Genomic DNA, 24,380 nt, shown 5'->3' on the forward strand with positions numbered 1-24,380 from the left:
ATGTTGATGTCGCCGCCTTTGCCTACTGCATTTTCATCTAAAACGTTGAAAATCTTACTAAAAAAGTTTTCGCTACTACTAGCAACTGTCATGGCTCCTGTTGCATTGAGTGTAATATCTCCTGCTTGAGTATTCACTGATCCTCGGTCTGAGCCGATTCCAGCAAGCAGGGAACCTCCCAAAATATCCAAGTTCCGGGCGTTGATGGCAATACTACCACCGTCCCCAGATACATTAATTAAAGCTGGATTTGTGAGGGCGACATCAGCTAATGTTACGCCATCAGGAAAACTTAAGCTTAGACTATTGCCCTCTACATTTAACCCAACCGTTCCTGCTGCGGTTAATCCTCCGAGTTCAACTCGTCCACTGGGAGCAAATAGAGAGCCTTCATTTAATATTGCTCCAGTCGCAGTTAGAGTTGGAGAGATTTTGCCCCCCACTAATAACAGGCTTTTACTATCAGGAACTGAGAGAAATCCTTGACTCTCAATAGAATTAACTGGCTGAGATGTAATTTGATTGAATAGCAAAGCTGAAGGATTGACTGTCAGCAAAGGTGGAGTATTTGGGTTGGAAGCACTAAAAAAACCTTGATTGCCAAATTGCAGTGCATTAGCTGTTGTCCCAATAAAAGAACCGCCAATATTCAATTGAGCATTTTGACCAAAAATAATTCCATTAGGATTAATTAGAAACAGGTTAGCTGTACCATTAGCACCAATTATCCCATCAATATTGGAAGCTGACCCACCAGTTACCCGACTGATGATATTTTGAATATCCGCAGCATTATTAAATATTGCAGTGCCGCCAGTTGGAACAGAAAACTTCTGAAAACTATGGAACAAGTTCCTTCCAGCTTGGGTTCCCCCTTCAATGGTACTGATGTTGTCTTGTGTTGTAACTCTCGAATTATTGGGTAGAGTGCTATCGGGGGTAATTTGGGCAAAAGCGCAATTAACAGAGAAAGCAAATGTCTGCAATACAGCTTCGCCGATCGCACTACCCATCACCAACCAACTTCCTAGTGCAAATTTCCAGCACCAATGCTGCATATATCGCTTCATTCTAGACATTGCACCCCTTATATAACCAGCAAGTAAACTACACCCTCTTATAAGGATAGATAGAAAATCCACGGTAGGATTGCGAGAAATAATTACGAATAGTTACAATGCGATGCCTGCGGCGGGCTACGCCAACGCTCTACAAGTCTGCAATCAATCTTGCCTTCCTCAGAAAGAATTGCAACACAGTCTCTTCTCTAGAAATAATATCAACTGTACCCTCCATTCCCAATTGAATAGCACACAGGTGTTTGTCCCTACCTAGAGAAAGGCTTTCTGGCTCAATTGTTACCTCATAGTACGCAGCAACGGCTGCCATCTTTTGGCTGGCAGATGTTGTGTCGGTGGCATTAGCAGCATTCCCTTGAGGTGCGATTGCATCCGGGGAAATCGTCTTAACCTTGCCTTTGAGAGTACCATAATCTGGATAAGGACAAGCAGAAACCCGCATTTGTACCGTTTGACCTTGTTTCAACTTATTTTTATCCTGAAGTGCTACTGCTGACTTAATCTCCAAGGAAGCATCACTGGGAACAATTTGGGCAATTTCCTGTCCAGCAGGCACTGTTTGACCGGAGTTTCGCAGGTTTAATTTAGAAATAATTCCGTCTGCTGTGGCAGTAATTATAGTCTGGCTGAGGTCAATATTTACTTGTTGGAGTTCGCGGGTGTCACTCTCTAGCTGTTTTTGGATTTCAATTCGTTGCTGGATTAGAGCAAGACGTTCTTTATCTAAAGTAGCAATGCTAGCTTGACCGGTAGCTTTTTCTTGGGCAATGCGATTATAAGCGATCGCTACTTGTGCATTACTGGGATTGAGGGCAGTTTGGACATTTTGCAATTTGGCTTTAGCAGCAGAGAGAGCTTGTTCTTGCTGGCGAACAGCTAATTGTGCTTCCTCAAATTGATCTTGAGACAAGGCTCCGGCTTTGGCTACAGTCTCATAGCGATTTCGCTTTGACTGGGCAGCTTTGAGACTAGCATCCGCAGCTTTGACATTGGCATCCGCTTCTTCAACATCTGTAGCGGTAGTAATAACTTTATCTTGATAGTTCCGGTTGCGATCGCTTAATTCAGCTTCAGCACCAGCTATAACCCGGTTGACACGCTCAGTTTCAGCTAAAACCTGGCTATTAATAGCGTTAATCTGGGCGTTGATTTGAAAGAGTTGTAAACGACTTTGCCCAATGTTACTTTGCAGTTGGCTCTTTTTGGTTTGTAGCTTTGAGTTGTCAATACTGGCAATAACATCCCCTTTTTTGACAACTTGATTCTCTGCAACAAAAACCCGCGTCACCTGACCTTCGGTAGCAGCTTGCACGAGTCGCAATTCACCAGCAGGGCGGACAACAGCTTGTCCTTTAACCGTCACTTTATATTTGGTAACAGAGGCGAGTGGAACGCCTAACCCTACAGCACAGACAAGAACTAGTCCGCCCCAAGTAGTCCAACGACCGAGTGGCGGCAGAAACTCGTTGTCTTGAATTGGGGGCAAGTAGTCTGAGTTGGAATAGCTAACCATGATGATTAAACTTACGTATTGACAAATTAAACAGACAATGTAATAAGAGGAATCAGGACAAAACAGGCGATGCCTACGCGGGCTACGCCTACGCTAGTTTGTAGGGACTTGAAAGACAGATAATTTACGTCATCTCTATCAGCAGGTTGGGACTATCAGAACTACTACTAAACCATCCACAGCGCATTGTGACCTCAACACTTACACTCTGTTTTTACTAGCAAAATCAAAATACCCAGGTTGCAACCGTTTGACAGAGATAATGGAAGATTTATAGTCCAAAATCTAGACATTCCGGCATCGGGTTTAATAGTTTATCTGACTGCCCTGTGCCTCTTTTTTGGGAAATTTACATACTGGTAAAAAAGCTGAAAGCTTCTGCGGATTAACGTAGGGTAATTTTGCGTACTTCTATTTCTGCGTAAGCGTAAGGGTCAGTCTCGTATTTATTAGCAGATAAGTTTTTGTTCGCACACACAATGTTGGTGTTGCCGTAAATATCAGTCTTTGAACAAGCTTGAATATATATGCCCGCCTTGAAGTAACAGGAACCGATGATACCCGTCATCTTCACTGTACCAGTACTACTGGTTACACCGGAACGCAGGTTTTTGTAAGTGACGGTAACATTGCCACCGGATCTAACACCAATGTCAATAGTCATCGGATCGCCGATCTTGTAAGTGTTGTCGAGAAGCTTGGTAGTAGTGTCGTTGTTGAAACGGGCTTCAAGCTTGCCGATGTCCGTCGAGCCGTTGGCAAAGTCCGGGCCAAAGTACTTCACCATCATGAGGTCATTTTTTGAGTCATGGATCTGCGCGATGGTGGCTTCCGGCTTATTCGTGGTGGTGTGCAACAGGGTCTGTTCCAGGTACATGCCATGATCGGTATTCGTACAGCTCCAGGCAGCGGACTCCGTACCATCACCCTGCATTTCACGCAGTTCAGAACGGGGGTAAGCAGTATTCGTGCTGGTACGTGCGCCACCAGCGATCGCTTTCAAAAGCACACCATTCTTCGCAGCATTCAGACGAAAATATTCTGAATTAGTATAAGTCTTGAGTTGCGGCTGCTTAATTTCCGTTGCCTTGTTTGAGTTGGGCGGGGAATTTAAGCTGATTGGCAGGGTGATCTTCCACTTGCTTAGGTCAAGCACATCGGCCGGGTACTGAGCGTTACCACTGTTCTCACCATTTGAGGAATTTGAAGTATCATTGTTCTCACCATTTGAGAAATTTGAAGTATCACTGTTCTCACCATTTGAGGAATTTGAAGTATCATTGTTCTCACCATTTGAGGAATTTGAAGTATCATTGTTCTCACCATTTGAGGAATTTGAAGTACCACTGTTCGTACAGCCATTGGTCGAACGCAGGGAATTAACCTTCAATTCGTCGATACGCAATCTCGAATCGGTATCACCCACGATCTTGATCGCGTTGGCGGGTTGGTCGGTGACGTTTTGCGCGTCTTTATTGCCCTTGCCAGAAGTGTTACTAACCACAGTAGTCCAGGTTGCACCATTGTCCTTGGAAAGCTGTACGCTGTAGCGATACTTGTTAGTGCCGTACCAGTTAAGCACCAGATCATCTACGCGCTGGCAGCTACCGAATCTCGCAGTTATGGAAGCACCACGGGCGGCAGCCTCCCAGTGGGTATTCTTATTTTTGTCAATAGCGTTGTCCGCAACAAACGAACCACTTGTAGATGTGGCAGTAGCATCACTGAACGATACAACGGCAGGCAAAGCTACAGAAGCACTACCTATGATTGCAGCCGAGACAGCTATCGTAAAATACAGCTTTGAAAATTTTGTATTCATTCTTTAACCTCTGTTGAATGTTGAACAATCAGTTGTTACTTAGAGGGCATGGATGATATTTTTTGTCAATGCCTAAGTCATAGATGATTTTATTTGCTGATTGCGCTGAATTTGCCGTTAGAGTGAGATTTAGCTACTAAACCATTTGTGAATGGGTCAACGCTGTCTAAGAAGTCTAAGTGTTCGCCAGCTTGATGGCGCAGAGCCTCTGGAGTGCCTTGGATTTTTAAACGCCCTTCTTCCAGCAGTACAATCCAATCAGCCCGCCCGATGACTTTGGGGCGATGGCTAATCATAATTGTGGTTTTGCCCAGCCGATGAGACAGCAATCTATCTAGCAGTTTGGCTTCACTTACTGGGTCAAGAGCGCCAGTGGATTCATCTAAAATTAATATCGGCGGGTCAGTAACTATAGCTCTAGCGATCGCTAATCTCTGCCGTTGTCCACCAGAAAGATTCGCGCCAAATTCGCCTAAAACAGTTTGATACTTATCGGGCAGTTTACTAATAAACTCATCTGCACCAGCAATAGAGCAAGCTTCCACAATTTGTTCAAAGGCGATTTGAGGATAGCTGAAGCGGAAATTTTCAATAATTGAGCGACTCCAGAAGTGAGGTTCTTGAGGTACTAGCACCACCTGTTGCCGCAGACATTCCATCGAGAGGTCTTGCTGATTATAGATGCCATAGCGGATATTGCCAGATTGGAGGAAATATAAACCAGCAAGCAGTTTGGCGAGGGTACTTTTACCACAGCCGGATTTACCAATCAGGCCAATGACTTGACCGCCAGGGATAATCAGCGAAAAATCTTGCAGCAAATCAACTCTACCTGCGTGGTGGAAATTAAGGTTATTGCAAGTAATATCTATATTGCCCTTCAGTTCTGCCCAAGGCTTTTTCTCGTCCTTGTGGTCTTCTGGGGTAGCATCAATCACCTCTGTCAAGCGTTGGATGACAATCTGGGCAGTGATAAACTCATCAACTAAACCGATAACTGAACCCAAAAAGCCGAGAAAGTTGCCACTCATGCCAGTAAATGCTAGCAACTGACCAATGCTTAAAGTGTGATTAATCACCAAGTATGACCCTAACCACAGTAAGGCAATATTCGTGCAAGTAGAAAAAATATTAGTGATTGTGCCACTGTAAAGCCCCAGCTTCATCGTACTCCAGCCCAAGTTAGCAAGCCGACCATAATTTGCCTGATACTCTTGCCAAGCTTGGGGAGTGGCTTGGGTAGTTTTTAGCACTTGGACACCGCGAAAAGTTTCAACGAGAAAGCCTTGGTTTTCTGTACCTAACACAATCGCGCTGCGGGTTTTCTGGCGCAAAGCTGGGAGAAAAAGCAGATTGACGAGGGTGACAATCATAAAGGCAGCCAAAGAAGCCAAAGTCAGTCCCCAACTGTAAAAGAGCATAAAGCCCAAGGAAACCAAGGCGATAAAAAATTGGCTAGGTAAACCGAGGACAATTTGAGAAACTAGCTCATTGATGTGATCTACATCAGCAATTCGGCTGACTACTTCCCCACTGCGTCGTCCTTCAAAGTACGAGAGGGGCAAACGCAACAGTTGTCGCCCGTATTCTAGAATCAGTCCTAATTGCAGTCGTTGACCAAAGTGACCAATTAGGTGAGATTGTACCAAACCGATCGCACTACTAAATAGACTCATAGCGATCGCCCCAATTGCCACCACGGTTAGCAGTTGCGTATCTCCCCGTACTAACACGTCATCGGTGAGCAATTGCATCATCAAAGGAGAGATAAGGGAAAGTAGCCCAATGACGATGTTAATTGCGATCGCTTGAATAAGAATGGCACGATAGGGTAAAACCCGCATCAGATAACGCCCAAAGCCGCCAATTTTATCATCTGATTGCTGATAAAAACGGCTATCGTCTGGCGTTAGCAGCAGCATGATGCCATTGCCCCACCCTTCGCTCAACTCCTCGCGGGTGAGATAGCGGATGCCTACACCAGGGTCAGCAATTACATATTTTTTCCCTTTTTGCCCGTATAAAACGACCCAGTGGTAGCCTTTCCAGTGAATGATGGCGGGTAGAGGGGCTTTATGCAATTGGTCAAGCAGTTGTGGAGAGGCTTTAACTTGACGCGTATTAAATCCTAGAGTTTCTGCACCCCGCCTCAAACCCAGCAGACTAGTTCCCCGCGATCCCGTACCAACTACTTCTCGCATTCGACTAATGGCAAAGGTGCGTCCGTAGTGTTTGGCAATAGTGGCTAGACTTGCAGCACCACAGTCTTCTTCGCTGTGTTGAAGTACAGTTTGGTATTTCATAACTTAGAACTTACGCATAGGAGAAAGTGAGTCGGGGCTTTCACCCCGACCAGAGCTAGTTTTCAAAATATTAGAGGTGTTGACTCAACTCAAAAATGAGTAAGTAGGTCAACTTAATTAAATTCGTTAGTGCAATCGGACAAGACTAACGGCAAAAACCTGAAACCATCTTCCTAAAAGGTTGTTCGCCCTGCTATTTTAAACGTAGCTGCCGATGGAGAATAAAAGCCTAGCCGGAAAGAGGTTCCATCTTTCACATTTGCCGCCACAGTGATGACACCACGGTAGTTTGCAGGAATAAACCTGTCATAAGTGTTGACCTGACCACCGCTAGGGCGCGGGGCATAAACGTACAAGTCGTAAGGGTTCTTAGTCAGTCGAATTGAAATGTCGTTGAATTTGCTGGTAGTTTTATACAGCGTTGGTAATATCCCAAATCCTGCATTAAGTGTGCCACTGAAATCTCTTACGGCTCCTCCTGCTACAGAAGCAGACTTGTCATCTGAAATTTCTTCAAGCAGAGAGTCTAAAGCAGCAGTCTCATTATCAACTTGCTTAACGGCAAGAGTTGCATCAATTTGTTTGAAGTATTCTTTGGTGTTTAACATTGTCACTTTCCTTTTCTAGATTGATGTTGATGTGGAATTAGTGATGTCTTGTCTAACTCCATTGAAATCTTCTGATATTAACTTGATAAAAACAATAGGTTAAAAGTGATTTTTTATGCATAACTCAAGTACTTATGTTTTCATTATTTAAGTTTTTTAATTTTCAAGTTAAAGGTATTTTTGTCTTGTGAATTAAAGGGTTTTGACGCTCTGAAATACTCCAAATCACCCATTTTTATACTGAAGCTATATCTTTGATTTCATCGTCATTTTTTTCTCGCTGCTTTTGACCAATCACAGCATCAACGCTTGAAAAGCCTAACTTCTGACCATTCATGCAATAATTGTGAAGTTTTATAACTAGTTGTGGAATTCAGGGACTTTTGATTCCGATAAGTAAGCGGAGGTTCGCAGTGGTTCGCAGTGAATATCCAGACAAATTTCTAGCCGTGCAAGTTATACAAAGAGGGTTGCTGTGGAAAATCAAGGACTTTACTTAACAATAAAAAATCCCATGTAGGAGCAATGGTTGTACGCCCCTACAGGTTTTTCATCTTTTTTCTCCTAGTTAAGAGCCTATTTATAGTACCAAACCCATCACACTGCTAAATAGACTCATAGTGATCGCTCCAATTGCCACCACGGTTAGCAGTTGGGTATCTCCTCGCACTAATACGTCATCAGTAAGCAATTGCATCATCAAAGGAGAGATAAGGGAAAGTAGCCCAATGACGATGTTAATTGCGATCGCTTGAATAAGAATGGCACGATAGGGTAAAACCCGCATCAGATAACGCCCAAAGCCGCCAATTTTATCATCTGATTGCTGATAAAAACGGCTATCGTCTGGCGTTAGCAGCAGCATGATGCCATTGCCCCACCCTTCGCTCAACTCCTCGCGGGTGAGATAGCGGATGCCTACACCAGGGTCAGCAATTACATATTTTTTCCCTTTTTGCCCGTATAAAACGACATTTACGCCGTGCTGTACTAGTTGTTTATCATCCCAATGGTGAACCTTGCTGCCACCCATCCTGCTCGTCCTATGAGCTTGCGGAACCCCCCCGTCTTGCGAACTGTCGCATCAATGGCTTCGCCATTTTTCAAAGAGCCGATGATTTTGGAGCTTTTGGTGGTGTTGGGTCTACTACGAATATTCAACGATGATCCGGGATCGACAACCACGAAGTACAAATTGCCTCCCTGGACGGTAGCTGCTGCTTCGGGAGTCAACTCGGTCAACAATGGTTCCTGTTGAATAGTGTCCATCTCAATTTGTTTCAAGTTTTCTTTGGTGCTTAACATTGTCACTTTCCTTTTCTAGATTGATGTTGATGTGGAATTAATGATGTCTTGTCTAATCCCATTGAAATATTCTGATATTAACTTGATAAAAGCAATAGGTTAAAAATGATTTTTTACGCATAACTCAAGTACTTATGTTTTTATTATTTAAGTTTTTAAAATTTTAAGTTAAAGGTATGTTTGTGTTGTAAACTAAAGTGTTTTGACGCTCTGAAATACTCCAATTCACCCACCTTGATACTGAAGCTATATCTTTGATTTCATCGTCACTTTTTTCTCGCTGCTTTTGACCAGTCACAGCATCAACGCCTGAAAAGCCTAACTGATGACCATTCACATGATGATTGGCAATGCAAGCAGCACCACAGTCTTCTTCACTGTGTTGAAGTACACTTTGGTAGCGCATTTTTCTTAAAGACCTATCCTATTTTGTTTTGGAGCTTAAAATGAACGCTTCGCTATTAAAATACAAATGACTCTATCAACAACTAACTCAATTGGTATTATTTTGGGGAGAAAGTTCGGTCGGAGCAATTGCTCCGACCAAAGTGGGTATTGAGCTTGTCCGCTCGGACTACTAGGCGTTAGGTTACTGCTGCAAAGCTGTAATCTAAACGATGAAAATTATTTAGCTTGCTTAGTAGCCCCTCGTGCTTTCATTTTGTCTACTCGGCTGGACTGGCATAAAGCACTGATACCCATCCTGCTCGTCCTCTGAGCTTGAGGAACCCGTCCTTGGCGCTATCTTCCGTCTCAAAGTACTCCTTAGGCTTCAAAGAGCCGATGATCTTGGAGCTGGTGCTGGGACTATAACGAATGTTCAAAGAGGATTTAGCGTTGACTCCGCTCACCTTGTACCAAGCGCCTCCCTCGACAGTAGCTGCTGCTTCGGGAGTCAACTCGGTGAACAATGGTTCCTGTTGAATAGTGTCCATCTCAATTTGTTTGAAGTGTTCTTTGGTGTTTAACATTGTCGTTTTCCTTTTCCAGAGTAATGTTGATGTGGAATTAGTGATGTCTTGTCTAACTCCATTGAAATATTCTGATATTAACTTGATAAAATCAATAGGTTTCAAGTGATTTTCTACACATAACTCAAGGACTTATGTTCTCATTCTTGAAACTTTCTAAATTCACAATCAAAGGTATTTTTGTCTTGCAAATTCAAGTGTTTTGACGCTCTGAGATACTCCAAGTCACCCACCTTGATACTGAAGCTATATCTTTGATTTCATGGTCACTTTTTTATCGCTGCTTTTGACTAGTCACAGCATCAACGCTTGAAAAGCCTAACTTCTGACCATTCATCTGTTAACAATTCAAAATTCAAAATTTAAACATTTTAGACATTACATAAGGGGATTTAAACCCCGACTGAAATGGATCGGAGGCGGAGTAGCTCCGACTCCACGCTACATGTAATGGTTGGGGTCTTAAACCCTTTAATTTACGATAATTATAAATTTTTGTAACAAGTTGCAGAATTCATAGACTTTTGATTCCGAGAAGTAAGCAGAGGTTCGCAAAGAAGCTAAACGAACTTCCAAAGAGTGCAAGTTCTACCAAGGGGAATCGTTATGGAAAATGCAGGTCTTTGCTTAACACCCTTTCAGCGCAGATATCTACTGAAAAGCTTAGAAACCGACTTACGTGCAGAATACCGCCGTCGCATTGAAATTATGCTGCTTTGCGATGCAGGTGAATCTCAGGCTCAAATCTGTGAAGCTTTGGGATGTTCTCAAGAGACTGCACGCTACTGGATTACGATCGCCCAAACAGGACAAGCTCACAAATGGAGCGATCGCTTGATGGGACGGCCTAAAACTGTAAATGAGCAATACCTTGCTCGTTTAAAAGAATTGGTAAGCCATAGTCCGCGCCTTGTTGGCTATTCATTTGAACACTGGACAGCAGAATGGTTAAGCAAGCATTTGGCAAAAGAATTGGGAATTAAGGTTAGCAATTGTCACATTAACCGTTTGCTCAAGGAGATGGGGCTTTCCACCCGACCAAAAGGCAACACAACTAAGCAAGAAACCTTACACAAAAAAAATTTAGGTGCGGCTTTTATAAAAAAACAGTACTCTTTGAAATAGTAAAAAAGTCATTAGTGATTAGTACCAATGACTAATGACTAAATCGGCGGACAACTAAGCTAATCGGCATTTAAGTTGCATAATTAGCGCAGGCAAGATGCTCACCGCACAAGATATTAAGAAAATTTTAATATGCACATTTAGATGTGTTTTAGCTTATTCCTCCCACTGCTTGAAGGAATGGGATTGCCGCCGATTTTCGTTGACACGCATAGGCATTGCTATGTCCCTACAGAGTGGTATATTTACCTGAAAATAGCTGTTTGTTCTTTCGCTAAAGCTAATGCTTTATGAGCATTTCTAAACTTTGTTTCATCTGTAAATTTATGACCAAAACACTTTAAATAAGCTTCCAGATATCGAATACGTAAGTATGGATCAGCCGGACTCTCAAGAAAGGGTAGGTCAGCTTCAACCATAAACCGGATAGCCAACAAAGGGATAGGGCTACGAAGCGGACGAAAGTTTGGGTTGTGCAGACCAGGACTTTCATTACGTTTATGAAATTCTCCTATCATCAATCCTGACTCAACAAACAAAGGTTTAAGTTTTTGTTGGACACTATCTACTAACTTAGGAGCATCTTCTATATGGATATCAGGAAAGATAAGTAAGAAAGCTCTATTTATTGCTAATTCATCCTCTTTAACTTCCATCTCAAGAAAGATATCTCGGTAGCGCCCAACAATTTCTTCTAATTGTTCTGGATACAAATCTTTTGTGTGAATAACTGCCAGACGAATACTGTTTGACTTGAGAGAGTGAGGTACAAAAGGGCAAACTACGCCGGGTCTTCCTAAGTTAGGATGAGGCCTTCCTAAAAAATTTTTCACCCAATCCATAATTTCAATCAAGTAAGGAAGGTCTTCATTTTGCTCGAGTTGTTTGATTTCAAGAGGTGTATAAAGTTCCATGAGCTTAAGTCAAATAGGGTAATTGTCTAACTCTGAATCCAAAATTACTTTGACAAGATGATATGTCTGAAACTACTTATTATCTAAAGAAATAAAACAAGTCTTGAACTTCCTATTTTGCGTTATCTGTGGCTTTAGCGGATAAAAATGCTTTAACATTTTTGTGAATTTAAAAGAGTTTACACCAATAAATACACAAACATATTTTGCACCAAGCCAGTTGTGTTCACTTATCTGTTCTTCAAGCAAGACAGAAGGCGGAGGGCAGAAAAAGTCTTAAGCTATGCCTTTGTGCCTTGCCCAAACTGGGTTTAAGACCCCCACTAAATCGTAAATTTAGTGGTTTTCAATTAGAAGGGATTTAGACCCCCTATAATTGCCTTCAGCATAGCTGCCTTCTTCAATTTTGGAATTTTAGGTAGAATACATCTGTATTATTCAGCAAATACCCATACTTTTTTACACTCTTAAGCTTCTACTATTTTTAATAAGTATATTATAAAGTTTATGTGTAAATAGTTATTTCTACTGTAAAAATTTAGTGTAGATTTAACAGTAGCCACACATTGAATATCAAGTTACTATACTTTAATCTAGATAGATCTTACAAATTAAGCCTAATTTTACAAGCTGCATATTACTTAATAGATAAAGTTTAATGTCTTATTAAGATAAGCTAGTACCGTTTCAACAAAGGCTTAGACATCTGCAAAAATTTAGTAACTTATGGACTAGTCGCGTTAAAAATCTGAACTTTAAGAAGAAACTGAGCGGTGTCAGTGCTAATTTTAGTAACTCAATTATCTATTGGAGGCAGCAGCCCCTAACAGGATGTTTGAAAAGTATTATTGCTAATATCAAAACCTCAGAAACCTAACCCCCTCTTCCCTACAAGGTAATGAAGGTTTTAAAGCCTCTGTGCGTTTGCATAACGGCAGGCTGACGCCAACGCAGAGAAGAATGTAAGCGGAGTATTTGGTATAATTTGTTAATTTTCAAACATCCTATAAGGAAGCTACTTACAAAATTGGATGTTTGTTTAATTGGAAGTCGCTTATTTCTCAACAAATTCTTTCACCACTGCCATAGCATGAGGAGGAATCTGCGTAATTAGGCGAAATGGAAATGCCTTAGTTGAAGCAAATTGGGCATAATCTGATGTCAGAAAAATAGCATATTTTTTAGCTTCTGGAGTCATCTGGAAAGCAAAGGCCAAAGCTATAGCTTTAACGTACTTGCGAACATCTGCTGCTTGTTCACCTACAACTTCACCACCACTAATTGGTGTATTTGGTTTTCCTATCTGATCCAATGTGGTAGTGGGGTCTTTTACACTCAGATGAGTACCGCCAATTATACCAACTAGCCATTTTGGGGATGGAATTTTGTCAAATCCCGCAATCTGTTCTGTTAAAGCTGGGGTGGTTTTATCTGCGGAACTTGCTAACACTAGGGTAGGAACTTGCACTTTAGTTAACCCAGTTTCGCCAAAAATCAGAGAAGTTGTAGGATTGAGAGCGATCGCCTGTTTTATTCTAGTATCCCGTAGTTGATAGGTATTTTCTGGTAGCTTTTGAGCGATGCACTGCATAACTTCTCCCTCACTGAAAATAGTCAAGTTATTTTTACAGCGTTGTTTGAGTTGTGCGAGTTGTAACTCTGCTCCAGCAATTTCTAAAGCTGTACCACCACCAAAAGAATGGCCAATGACCATCGCGTTATTGGTTGCAAGTTTCCCTTGTAGCGGATGATTAGCCGTTTGGTTGAGCTTTTCTAATTCGTCGAGGATAAAACTAATATCTTGAGGGCGATCCAAAAACTCCTGAGGCTTCATAAGACTGGTTTTGCCTTGTAATGCTGAGTTAGTATTTGTCTGGTTACTACCGGGATGTTCTAAAGCTGCTACTACATAACCGTGGGATGCTAAATGTTCTGCCAGGTAATACAAGTCTGTGCGGACTGACGTGAAGCCGTGAGAAAGGACAATCAGGGGTTTGTCGGAAGTTGCAGCAGTTGACCAGTAAACATCAACTGGAATTTTACGGTCGCGCTTTTGGTCATTCAGGCTTAAGTTGAGTATTTTTACTTGAGCGGTTCCTGGTTGACTGGGATCAAAAGGGTAAGCAATCTGCGGTGTTTTGGAGTCCAGTTGGGGAACGATGTCTGACCACAAGCCGCTACGCGTCAACGCTAGCATAAATTGCTGGGTGCGCCAAAAAGCTGTATTCAAACTCCCTGCAACTATAAAAGCCTTTGGTAAATCAATTTCTAAACGTTTACTGGGATAAGCCGCGATAAAACTCAGTATAGAAAGACCTTGCGGTGCAGTAGAACCTAATACCAATCCTGCTCTCAATGCTTGCACCCCAGCTTTGTCCTTTCTCGCTAAGGCTGTAGCAAAATCACTGAGAATAGTTGTACCAATCTGAGTATTAACTAACCTATTAACGGTGACAACATTCAACGGTATATTCATACCTAACGCCCTCAAGAAAAAACGGCGTTGTTGTTCAGATAATCGTTTAACGTAAGGCTGTAAACTCTCAGGCAATTCCCCAGTTTTTGCAGCCTTTTGCAACTCGGCAAGGGAGATGGTTTCTGTAAATAAACCGAAACGCACAATAACTGTGTCAGCCGCAATGGCCGGAGTATTTGCCCCGAATTGTGTAAGTGCAATCGCGCTAAAGAGACCCGCAATTGTCTTAAGACTTCCCCAACTTCTTCTCATAAATATATACCAAGTATTACTTACGGAAATATAACGGATATTTGTGTATTTGGCTACCCAAATAATTATCTAGCAATGAAAGCAGATTTATGCATGAACTTGATAGCGATGTCTACGATGGCCTATGTATAATGCTCGTTCGCGCAGCATGCCGTAGGCAAGACTCGCTACCGCTTTACTATCGGCATTGTACTGATCTCCTCAAAGCATCAACAGATGTGAACAGAATTACATCAAAAACTTGAAGAAGAATTCAGAATCAATCAATCAGTGCAGGATTCAGACTCATCACTGATTGAAGACTACTAAATCAAAGATTTAGTGAGGAACTTAAACCCGCTTATTCAGACGCTCTCTACGAGACGCGAAAAGCGAACGAGGACTCGCTAACGCTACGCTATTTGCTTTTTCGGTCATAATTCAGAATGAATTATAACTACTGAATTCTGTTTCGATAACAAAAGCAACGAATTGTAGAATTCATCACAGCTAAAAAAATTGAGGATAAATCAGTGTTGACAGCCACAAAAGCCTGATTGCTTCTCAGCTAGGTTTAATACTGTAAGGAAAGTCTAAAACCGGGTAAGCGATGCCTGCGGCGGTAAACTACGCATCTACAATCTGAACTTTTTGTGGGCTGATATCTTGACTACAATTTTTTTGACAGCAAAGTTTAACCGATTGCTTAATGTTCTCTTTTTGCCTTTTAGAACGTGTTGCAGAGGTGTTGCCAGGGGATAGTCTTACTACTTTAGTAGCTTATCATTACCCATCAAATTCTACCAGCCATATCAACAAATTTTCTTGGCATTATGCATCGCAGACTCCGCTACATTTTGATTTTGCTGCTCTCTCTGAGTATTATTATACTGTGGTGGCCTGTGAATAATTCTGATTGCAATTCCGAGGCAATTCTTGCTGCAAAAACTACAAAGTTCCAAGTACATGCTACTCAGGTTATAGTTCAGCCCTGGCGTGGTCGTCACCATGTATATGGGATTTTTATGATTCCTGACAAATACAAAAAAGCTCCATTTTTTGTATTAACCGTAAAAGGTGCTGGCAGTTACTGTTCAAAACAATTTGGTCAGATAAAAAACTATAATGATATCTTTGCTGAACCAGGAACTTATCTGGTGAGGAATTTTATTAGAACTCGAACGGCTCTGCGGCTGATTCTTCAAGGTTTGTACTTTCAAATCAATGATAAAAAAAATTGGACATTGACTTTCCCTCAATTAGAAACTAGTCAACATAATTCGTAATTCAGCTTGATGGTTGAGTTTCCAAAACTTCGTTTTTCTCTAACAACGCATTAGTAGCATTGACCACAATCTGTGCTGCTCCGGTAAAAAACGATCGCTCGATAGTCGCTGGAACATCGCTAGGTTGATGATAGTGCGGAGTACGTAAATTTGCGGTATCAGTCACCAGCACAGCACCTACACCTTGATACCAAAATGGTGCATGGTCGCTGCGTAGCGTGTCTGGTGTCAGTAAACCTTTAAAAGGAATTGGTAGTGTTAGGACTGATGGCATTGATTTTTGTTTATTCAGAGCGGTTGAGGGGAGCATCTGTGAGTTTTGAAAAGCACTCAGCAAAGGCAAATGTTCTGTATCACCGACTACTGCCAAAAAGTCGCCCTTGTCGCTAATTGGGGTAACAGGCAACCCCGCAGGGTATTTTTGACACCCAGCAGTGTAACATGCATAACCTACCATATCCATGACGATCGCTCCGCTCAAGTTTTGTAAGCGTGCTGTCTTGCTAACAAAAGCCTGACTACCCAAAAGTCCTGCTTCTTCTTTGTCAAAAAAAGCTAGCTGTAACGTCCGTGGCGTAGGACGGGAACCGAGCAAGCGGGCTACTTCCAGCACCACAGCTACACCACTGGCGTTATCATCAGCACCAGGGGATAAAGCAACAGTGTCGTAATGCGCTCCCACAAGAATTGCTTTAGCGGCTTTGTTAGTTCCTGGGCGTTCGGCAAAAATATTCACACCCTCAGAGAACTTTTCCAATTTGGGCTTCCAGCCTAATTTTGTGAGTTCAGTTGTGATATAAGTGCGAGTAAGCGATCGCTCTGTTGTTGTGTAGCGCTGATAATTCAACTTTTGGATATGGGTTAATAGCTTATTAGTAGACACTTGCAGCGCACTGTCAACTTCCTTTGACTCTGGCTGTGGTTGGGGTGTTTCCACTGGAATGCGCTCAACAATTGCTGGCGACGGACGCTGTTCAAAAAACGTGCTACCTCTGCTACCCACCACGGCAACTGCCATCAGCACCAACAGCATCAGCCAAATCCATTTTCTCATGTAATTTATCCTTGGCTTCCTGACTTAGGGTAGCGCAAATCCCCAGGTATCACTTTCCAGGATTGCTAGGAAGGGTTTAATATTTTGTTTCCCTAAATTCTTAGATAAACTTGCAAAGTCACTTTGCAATCAGCTTAATTGTCTATTTTAATAGAATTTTATTTTATTCAATTTGTTATCGATTCTTGAGTCTCTTGATCAGTTGAAAGTCTTTTTCTCATTAATACAACTTCTTTTTCTGGCACTTCTAAAGAATACTCATTCAATATAATAAAGGTAGCCATCGATACGAAAGCTACCCTTTTGTTACCATCTAGAAATGCATGATTTTTTCCAAATGCAAAAGCATAAGCTGCCGCTAACTCAAAAACAGTTGGTGTAGGTTCACCATAAGCAAATAAATTTTTAGCTCTATCTAAACTAGCTAAAAGCAGATTTCTATCTCTTATACCTGGAAGTCCGCCGTGTTCTGCTAGTTGTTCTTCGTGCATAGCTTTAATGACTGCCTCACTCAACCAAAAAATATCATTCACTGAGCTAGCTCACGAAGTGCATTCCTATACTTACTGCTTACTTTTTGATAAGCTTCCATAGCCTTTTCAAATTCAGACTTGTCAGGTGTGGTTTGAGGATTATGAGAATATTTCACAACGAAAAGTACCCCATTCTTACTACGTCTAAATTTTAGACTTTGAAAAGATGGTATCAATTTGTTTTTGATCTTACGAAGTCTCAAGGTTTCCATGATAAACAAAGCCAGTAATTATGGCTTTAATCTATTTGTCCTAAGCCCAATATACCTCATCTAATTGGGCCAGGTCACTTTAGTTCTACGTGAGTATATTTTAGAGAACCTTAGCAGTGATAGCACGATCTAAAATGCATGGATTATATTTTTTGTCAATGCGTAAATCCTATATTTAGCCCTTTCAAGGTGGTGAGATTTAGAACGAGAATTTTTTACAGATGTTTACACCCAGGCTTTTTTCCTATGAATAAACATCAAGTTTGACGGATTGTCTTTTGACAGTGATCGCAACTTCACTTACATTGCCCCACTAGAGGAGTGCTGAGTACTGAGTAAAGAAGAAAAGAATTTCTTATTACTTCTTCAAAATCTTTATTCTGACACTCAGAACTGATGACTCAGAACTCAGGGCTTTTTTTATGGTAGATTTGTTGCTGATCGCGATCGTGGGGTTCCTGGGTAGTTTTGGACATTGCTTTGGGATGTGTGGCCCTTTAACAGTGGCATTTTCCTTGTCTCATCAGCCGAAAACACCACCAACAGCCTCTTTAGGACGCACATCAACCTTAGAAAAGTCCGACACTTGGCAACAGCAATTAAAATTTCATATCCTGCTAAACCTGGGGCGGATGTTGAGCTATGCTCTAGTCGGTGCTGGCATTGGGGCGCTAGGTTCGGTATTGCTGCAAGGTGGACAGCTAGCGGGTGTTGGTAGCGACTTCCGGCGCTGGATGGCAATTTTAACTGGTGTAATGCTGATTTGGTTTGGCTTAGGACAAGTAAAACCCGATTTACTGCCGCGCATTCCCGTGTTACACCCTTTATTACAAGGTAGTTTACACGATCGCCTCAGCACAGGAATGGTTAAGCTTTCCTTAAAAACCAAATGGTGGACGCCAATGCTTTTGGGAATGACTTGGGGTTTAATGCCCTGTGGTTTCCTGTATGCTGCCCAAATTAAAGCTGCTGAAACGGGCAATTTATGGATGGGTGGGGCAACTATGCTAGCTTTTGGCTTGGGAACTCTACCCACCATGCTAGGTGTAGGCGTTTCTAGCTCTTTAGTAAGTAAAGACAAGCGCAGTCAATTGTTTCGATTAGGCGGTTGGGTGACACTGATCATTGGTGTTATCACCTTGTTGCGGACTGGTGACACAATGGTAGATTACACCGGACACGCTGCCTTAATCTGCTTAATTTTGGCTTTAATTGCACGTCCTATTAGTGGCTTGTGGGCATCACCACTGCGTTACCGCCGGGGCTTGGGAGTGGGATCTTTTGTGCTTTCTGTGGTTCACACCGTCCACATGATAGAACACTCATTGCAATGGAAATTTGCTGCCTTTTCCTTCCTGCCGCCAGAATTTCAGTGGGGTATGGCTGCGGGTGCTGTAGCATTGGTATTAATGTCCCCCGCCGCTTTAACAAGTTGGGAATCGTTGCAGAAATCTTTGGGCAAGCGTTGGCGACAGATTCATCTATTGGGTGTGCCAGCCTTGCTCTTGAGTGCCATTCATACTGTGTTGATTGGTTCCCATTACTTGGGTTCCTCGCAATTAACTTGGGGAAATAAATCAGCCGTAGTACTGATGGTAATTATTACCCTCAATGTCTTGATGGTACGTTCGCGCTTTTTTTGGTCAAAGTTAGCCGTAGAAAAGTTTTATGTCCCTCCAACAAAATCGCGGTAAATCATCTTTATTTTCTGGCTCCATCCCAACGAGTCAAAAACAGAGGCTTTACCCGCTCAAAGGCATTTTCTGGAATCAAGGAACAATAAAGTATTTATTATTCCTGAGTTGCTTAGTTATATCAATAACTAATATTTACCCGGCGTCTGCTCATAAAGTAGAAGTAGCTGGAGATGTCGGTGGCACCCTCCACATTGAACCAAATGATAATCCTCGTGCTGGAGAATCAAGCCAAGCCTGGTTTGCACTTACCCGCAGAGGTGGAAGAGTGATTCCCCTGTCACAGTGTAATTGTCAGTTGGCTGTTTATGCCGAACCTTATGCCGCCGGAGAGCCACCCTTGTTAGAACCACAGTTACAACCTGTGGCCGCTGAACGTTATCAAGGTATTCCAGGTGCAGAAGTTGTCTTTCCCAAGCCAGGTATTTATCAGTTGCAACTAAATGGTAAACCAGTTTCTGGAGCAAGATTCAAACCCTTTGAGTTCAAATTTGAAGTTACTGTGGCAGGCGGGTCTACACAGAATACACAAAACCTACGAGATGTCAATGGGAATTTAGTAGAGGGTGAATCTCAGCAATTACCAATTTGGGCGATCGCGCTTCCAATCCTCGGATTTATTGGCATCTTATTTGTCGTACTACGAAGTATGAGAGGGAGTGGGGAGTAGTTAGAAGTTAGGAGTGAGGAGTTGAAAGTTATGAATTCAAGACTTAACAATTTTGGATTTTGGATTTTGGATTGAAGGAAAAATCTAAAATTTACAGATGCGATTAATCGCGTCTCTACTCCTAACTCCTAACTTTTATTTGTGTCGCTTTTGATGCCACTGCCACGCATGAGAAACAATATCTTTGATGGATGGATACTGAGGTTTCCAGCCTAAAATTGTTCTGGCTTTTTCGCTCGCGCCAATAAGAATTGGAGGATCACCAGGACGGCGATCGCGTTCTTCTACTGGTATAGAAATTCCTGTCACCTGTTCAGTAGCTGCAATGACTTCTCTGACAGAAAAACCACTGCCATTGCCCAAATTGAAAACTTCGCTATCATTACCTTTTAATAAATATTCCAATCCCAAAATATGGGCATCTGCTAAGTCGTTAACATGAATATAATCACGAATACAAGTACCATCGGGCGTAGGGTAATCAGTGCCGAAAATTGAGATGGATTCTCGTTTGGCTAAAGCTGTCATCAGCACCAAGGGAATCAAATGGGTTTCTGGGTTGTGATCCTCGCCAAGCAAGCCACTGGGATTAGCACCAGCAGCATTAAAATAGCGGAAACGCACTGATTTAAAACCGTAAGCAACATCAAAATCAGACAGAATCCGCTCAACCATTAGCTTTGTAGCCCCATAGGGATTAATCGGATTTTGAGGATGGGTTTCTGGAATGGGTACAAATTCCGGCACTCCGTAGGTAGCACAGGTAGAAGAAAAAACAAATTTATTCACAGATGCCGTCAGCATCGCTTCTAAGAGGGTCAAAGTACCAACAACGTTATTGCGGTAATATTTAGCTGGATCAGTCACCGATTCTCCTACGTAAGCATAAGCAGAAAAGTGCATCACAGCAGCAATATCGTGGGTTTTAAATAGATGATCTAGCAAGGCGCGATCGCCTGTATCCCCTACTATCAGTTCTACCTGTAAAACTTTTTCTACCAAATCACGATGCCCATAGACCAGATTATCAAGTATGACAACGTTATAACCCGCTTGCTTTAAGGCAAGCACCGTATGAGAACCAATATATCCAGCTCCCCCCGTGACCAAAATGGTAGACTTTCCAGGCGACATAGTTTTTCCTTTTGAGTCCATTACTCAATTAATCTAGTTTATCGGTACTATATTACTCTTCTGGAAAATTATAAATAATAGACGCAGTGTCAAAAAATTGCACTAAAATCACTACGACGGTAGTCTTTGGGTGTGAGGTTTGAAGTATTTTAAGTCAAACAGTGCGATTACAATTTGACAATAAAATAAATCCATTTCCCGAAACCTCTAGGTTGACCCTTACGGGTGACGCTCCTAGCGTCGCTAAAGCTAAGAAGTCGCTAGTTGTTTTATGCAGGGAAACCATGCACGACAGTTCCTCTTGGGGAGCCACTTCTTTTCTGAACAAGAGAAATGGCGTGGAAATCCCAACCAAGGCGGACTGTCTTACCACCACATTGGCTCACTGCACCAGAAAATTTGAGAGTTAATCTATGTTTCTATTGTTAAGCCGAGTACTGCTGTGGCTGCTGATTGGCACTATCGTATATTCTCTGTTCCAGCGATTTTATCCTTCTGGAACTTTTGTCGGGCGATTAATCCTAGTCGTTATCTTGGTAATCATAGCCCTATCATTTGTTAACCCCAATGAACCAGCTGTAGCATCGTTGTCGAGGCTGCTATCTTTTCCACTCAAGCCTCTAGGAGCCTCTGTTTTAATGATGATTTTTGCAGCTCAGAGAATCAAAGGAGGTGGGATAGACAAACCAGGAGGATACTTGGTAGGTTGGGCACTGACGATTTTGCTATTGGCAAGTACACCAGCAGTCGCCTATTTCCTTTATAGGGCACCTCTAGCAATGACAGGTGAAACCTATGTAGCAAGTGCTGCACCAACATCTGGGACACTGCTGGCATTAGGGCAACAAACCACCACAGGGAACATCTCAGATGTGACGCGCGATCGCATTCTTTCTTATAATTTGAGAGTGCCTCCCTACTTATTACAAGGAAGTCCTCAAGATATTCGCACACGCGGTTTACGACTTGAAGACTTTGTACCGAATGCGGAAACGTTGCAATTGACAACCAGAACTTGGGAAACTTATCTCTTTGAAATTTACAGGTTCCTGCGTGTTCAGCGGTAATAAAGTAAAAAAAGAAATACTAAAAAGACCGCAATGCTACGCTTTAGTAACGTTGCACTGAATTCGGAACTACGAATTTGCAAGGGTTTCATTAAACTAAAGACTGGGGATTGGGAAGATTTAAATAGGGATTCAGACCCAACTAAATCTTAAAAGGATTTGTTTCCCAATCCCCAATCCCCAATCCCCTACATAGCTGTCTTCTTGGACTAGCAGTTAATCTAGGATGATAAAGTTGCAAAATTGCTTTAATGGCAAAATCTCGACGAATCGCTAAACTCACTGCTTACCTACGTCCCCATTGGCGGGAGGCGTCTTTAGGCATTCTCGCTTTGTTGTCTGTCAATGCACTAGGCGTTTATATCCCTTTGTTGATTCGTGCTGGTGTTGACAAACTCTCCACAACCTTTGTCTTGAGCCAAATAATACATGACGTAGTAATCATTGTCTTACTCAGTTCGGCGATGTGGCTAATGCGGATGGCATCCCGTATTTGGCTATTTGGGGTGGGGCGTCAGGTGGAATTTGACCTGAAACAAAGGATTTTTGAACACTTACTCAAGCTGGAGCCGGCTTATTTTGCTAGTAATACTGCTGGCGATTTGATTAGTCGGGCTACCAGTGATGTGGACAATATCAAGCGGTTGTTGGGTTTTGCAGTTTTGAGTTTAGCAAATACCGTGTTTGCCTACGCCCTGACACTGCCAGTAATGCTGGCGATTAGTGTAGATATTACACTAGCCTCTCTGGCAGTGTACCCTTTTATGCTCTTGTTAGTGAGTCTGTTTAGCAATCGCTTACGCAAACAACAAGCAGCAGTCCAAGAGCAACTCTCTGACATCAGCGGACTCATCCAAGAGGATATCAGTGGCATTGCCTTAATTAAAATCTATGCCCAAGAAGCAAACGAGCGTCGAGCTTTCGCCAAAAAAAATCAGCAGCTATTGACTGCTAACCTGGAACTGGCAAAACTCCGAAATACACTGTTTCCGCTAATTGGCGGGCTAGCTAATGTCAGTTCTCTGGTAATTATCTGGCTAGGGGCGGCGCGGATGTCTTCTGGGACGCTTCAGGTTGGCGATTTTTTAGCACTGTTAATTTATGTAGAGCGTCTAGTTTTCCCCACAGCCCTTTTAGGATTCACAATTACAGCCTACCAACGGGGTGAAGTTAGTATAGACCGCCTTGAATCTATTCTCTCTGTCACACCGAAAATTCAAGACACAGCCGATGCCATACATCTACCAGTGGCTGAACTTAAAGGGGAAGTGACAGCTAAAAATCTCACCTATACTTACCCTGGTTCCACTACTCCAGCCCTAAAAAATGTTAACTTTACCATTGCTCCGGGAGAAACCGTAGCCATTGTTGGAGCAATTGGTTCGGGAAAATCCACTTTAGCCAATGCTTTGCCGCGCTTGTTGGATATTGAATCAGGACAATTGTTTTTAGATGGGGTGGATATTACGAAGATAGCGTTGGCAGATTTACGAGGTGCGATCGCCTACGTTCCTCAAGATAGTTTTCTATTTAGCACTACAATCAAAAATAATATCCGCTACGGTGACCCAATTAGCAAACAAGAGCAGATAGAATCTGTCGCTAAACTTGCCCAAATTGAATCAGAAATTAACAATTTTCCCCAGCAATATGAAACTATTGTTGGTGAACGCGGTATTACTCTTTCTGGCGGTCAACGACAACGTACTGCCTTAGCTAGGGCTATGCTGGTTAATGCTCCAGTGTTAATTTTGGATGATGCCCTCTCTAGTGTGGATAATCAAACAGCTACGCAAATCCTCAAAAATCTCTCCGGTGGTACTGTACGCAAAACAGTAATTTTCATTACCCATCAATTATCGGCGGCGGCGGCGGCTGACCGAATTTTTGTGATGGAAAAGGGAAAAATTGTCGAGACAGGCAATCACTTACAACTGTTGGAACAACGGGGTTTATATAGAACTTTGTGGAGCCAGCATCAAGTTGAGGAATTATTGCACTAGTAAAACATTTAATATTAAAGACAATTCCTTATGCAGCCTGTATAATTTTTCATTACAATATCTGACAAATTACCTCTGTTCAAGATTTTTTTAACGCGATCTTGTGAGATTTGGCGCACCTTCACAAAGAAACGGTATAAGTATATTTTATTGCATGAAAAGTAGCACAGCTAGCTGTGCTACTTTTCATGAATTACAGTATGCCCGTTCTGCTAATGTGGCATCTAATACGAATGGATTGTCAAAAGAGGCAAGGGAGCGGGGAGCTCTTAGCTGGGGGGAGGTAGTAACGGATCTTGTACTCCGACCAATCGAGAACGTCCTTTATGACGGGGCTTGATACCCATGTTCCGCTCCGCTTCACGGCTTCGGGACAGGGA

General features: G+C 42.3%; 19 protein-coding genes and 1 pseudogene. 6 read left to right on the forward strand and 14 right to left on the reverse strand.

Features of this window, described 5'->3' with window-relative positions; translation table 11 throughout:
• From ACFE90_RS12115 to ACFE90_RS12155, 9 genes and pseudogenes are all read right to left on the reverse strand, one after another.
• A partial coding sequence (locus ACFE90_RS12115) for a filamentous hemagglutinin N-terminal domain-containing protein (protein ID WP_375500762.1) occupies window positions 1–1,079 on the reverse strand: 1,079 nt, incomplete at its 3' end.
• Between the two features lie 130 nt (window positions 1,080–1,209).
• Complete coding sequence (locus ACFE90_RS12120; RefSeq protein WP_375500764.1) at window positions 1,210–2,592, reverse strand: HlyD family secretion protein; 1,383 nt, start codon at window positions 2,590–2,592, stop codon at window positions 1,210–1,212.
• 385 nt (window positions 2,593–2,977) lie between these two features.
• Entirely contained in the window at window positions 2,978–4,414 is a 1,437-nt protein-coding gene (locus ACFE90_RS12125; protein ID WP_375500766.1) for a polysaccharide lyase family 7 protein, read from the reverse strand.
• An 89-nt stretch (window positions 4,415–4,503) separates the two neighbouring features.
• A complete protein-coding gene (locus ACFE90_RS12130) occupies window positions 4,504–6,717 on the reverse strand; it encodes a peptidase domain-containing ABC transporter (protein WP_375500768.1) in 2,214 nt (737 codons plus the stop codon).
• Between the two features lie 173 nt (window positions 6,718–6,890).
• Window positions 6,891–7,325, reverse strand: a complete 435-nt coding sequence (locus tag ACFE90_RS12135; protein ID WP_375500770.1) for a hypothetical protein — start codon at window positions 7,323–7,325, stop codon at window positions 6,891–6,893.
• Window positions 7,326–7,911: 586 nt separating this feature from the next.
• A pseudogene (locus ACFE90_RS12140) lies at window positions 7,912–8,346 on the reverse strand (cysteine peptidase family C39 domain-containing protein); the annotation flags it as partial.
• Window positions 8,316–8,636: a hypothetical protein gene (locus ACFE90_RS12145; protein ID WP_375500772.1), complete on the reverse strand. Its 321-nt coding sequence runs from the start codon at window positions 8,634–8,636 to the stop codon at window positions 8,316–8,318. The gene ACFE90_RS12145 and the pseudogene ACFE90_RS12140, both read right to left, overlap by 31 nt.
• Window positions 8,637–8,793: 157 nt before the next feature.
• Window positions 8,794–9,036 (reverse strand): hypothetical protein, encoded by a 243-nt coding sequence (locus ACFE90_RS12150; protein WP_375500774.1) that lies wholly within the window; start codon window positions 9,034–9,036, stop codon window positions 8,794–8,796.
• A gap of 259 nt (window positions 9,037–9,295) precedes the next feature.
• On the reverse strand, window positions 9,296–9,706 hold the full coding sequence (locus tag ACFE90_RS12155; protein ID WP_375500776.1) for an SH3 domain-containing protein: 411 nt from the start codon (window positions 9,704–9,706) through the stop codon (window positions 9,296–9,298).
• 501 nt (window positions 9,707–10,207) lie between these two features.
• Between ACFE90_RS12155 and ACFE90_RS12160 the strand changes: the two genes are divergently transcribed.
• Window positions 10,208–10,726, forward strand: a complete 519-nt coding sequence (locus ACFE90_RS12160) for a transposase (RefSeq protein WP_375500778.1) — start codon at window positions 10,208–10,210, stop codon at window positions 10,724–10,726.
• 245 nt (window positions 10,727–10,971) lie between these two features.
• Here ACFE90_RS12160 and ACFE90_RS12165 read toward each other — a convergent pair whose 3' ends face one another.
• Window positions 10,972–11,640, reverse strand: coding sequence for a DUF6875 domain-containing protein (locus ACFE90_RS12165; protein WP_375500780.1), 669 nt, complete (start codon window positions 11,638–11,640; stop codon window positions 10,972–10,974).
• Between the two features lie 1,054 nt (window positions 11,641–12,694).
• Window positions 12,695–14,368, reverse strand: a complete 1,674-nt coding sequence (locus ACFE90_RS12170; RefSeq protein ID WP_375500782.1) for an alpha/beta hydrolase — start codon at window positions 14,366–14,368, stop codon at window positions 12,695–12,697.
• Between the two features lie 812 nt (window positions 14,369–15,180).
• Here ACFE90_RS12170 and ACFE90_RS12175 point away from each other — a divergent pair.
• Window positions 15,181–15,633: a hypothetical protein gene (locus tag ACFE90_RS12175; RefSeq protein ID WP_375500784.1), complete on the forward strand. Its 453-nt coding sequence runs from the start codon at window positions 15,181–15,183 to the stop codon at window positions 15,631–15,633.
• Window position 15,634: 1 nt separating this feature from the next.
• Here the strand turns inward: ACFE90_RS12175 and ACFE90_RS12180 are convergent, their stop codons facing one another.
• Together ACFE90_RS12180 and ACFE90_RS12185 are read right to left on the reverse strand one after the other, a co-directional pair.
• Window positions 15,635–16,687: a M28 family peptidase gene (locus ACFE90_RS12180; RefSeq protein WP_375500786.1), complete on the reverse strand. Its 1,053-nt coding sequence runs from the start codon at window positions 16,685–16,687 to the stop codon at window positions 15,635–15,637.
• Between the two features lie 167 nt (window positions 16,688–16,854).
• Window positions 16,855–17,220 carry a type II toxin-antitoxin system death-on-curing family toxin gene (locus ACFE90_RS12185; protein WP_375500788.1) on the reverse strand — a complete coding sequence of 122 codons (366 nt, stop codon included), beginning with the start codon at window positions 17,218–17,220 and terminating at the stop codon, window positions 16,855–16,857.
• Between the two features lie 634 nt (window positions 17,221–17,854).
• Between ACFE90_RS12185 and ACFE90_RS12190 the strand changes: the two genes are divergently transcribed.
• Complete coding sequence (locus tag ACFE90_RS12190) at window positions 17,855–19,126, forward strand: sulfite exporter TauE/SafE family protein (protein WP_375500790.1); 1,272 nt, start codon at window positions 17,855–17,857, stop codon at window positions 19,124–19,126.
• Window positions 19,101–19,796, forward strand: a complete 696-nt coding sequence (locus ACFE90_RS12195; protein WP_375500792.1) for a hypothetical protein — start codon at window positions 19,101–19,103, stop codon at window positions 19,794–19,796. The genes ACFE90_RS12190 and ACFE90_RS12195 overlap by 26 nt, the downstream gene beginning before the upstream one ends.
• A 135-nt stretch (window positions 19,797–19,931) precedes the next feature.
• Here the strand turns inward: ACFE90_RS12195 and galE are convergent, their stop codons facing one another.
• Window positions 19,932–20,930, reverse strand: a complete 999-nt coding sequence (gene galE, locus ACFE90_RS12200) for a UDP-glucose 4-epimerase GalE (RefSeq protein WP_375500794.1) — start codon at window positions 20,928–20,930, stop codon at window positions 19,932–19,934.
• Between the two features lie 413 nt (window positions 20,931–21,343).
• On the opposite strand from galE, the gene ACFE90_RS12205 reads away from it, so the two are divergent.
• Window positions 21,344–21,997, forward strand: coding sequence for a hypothetical protein (locus ACFE90_RS12205; protein ID WP_375500796.1), 654 nt, complete (start codon window positions 21,344–21,346; stop codon window positions 21,995–21,997).
• A 251-nt stretch (window positions 21,998–22,248) separates the two neighbouring features.
• Complete coding sequence (locus ACFE90_RS12210; RefSeq protein ID WP_375500798.1) at window positions 22,249–24,000, forward strand: ABC transporter ATP-binding protein; 1,752 nt, start codon at window positions 22,249–22,251, stop codon at window positions 23,998–24,000.
• Window positions 24,001–24,380: the final 380 nt, after the last annotated feature.

The sequence above is a fragment of the uncultured Nostoc sp. genome (genome assembly GCF_964245445.1).
Taxonomy (GTDB): Bacteria; Cyanobacteriota; Cyanobacteriia; order Cyanobacteriales; family Nostocaceae; genus Nostoc.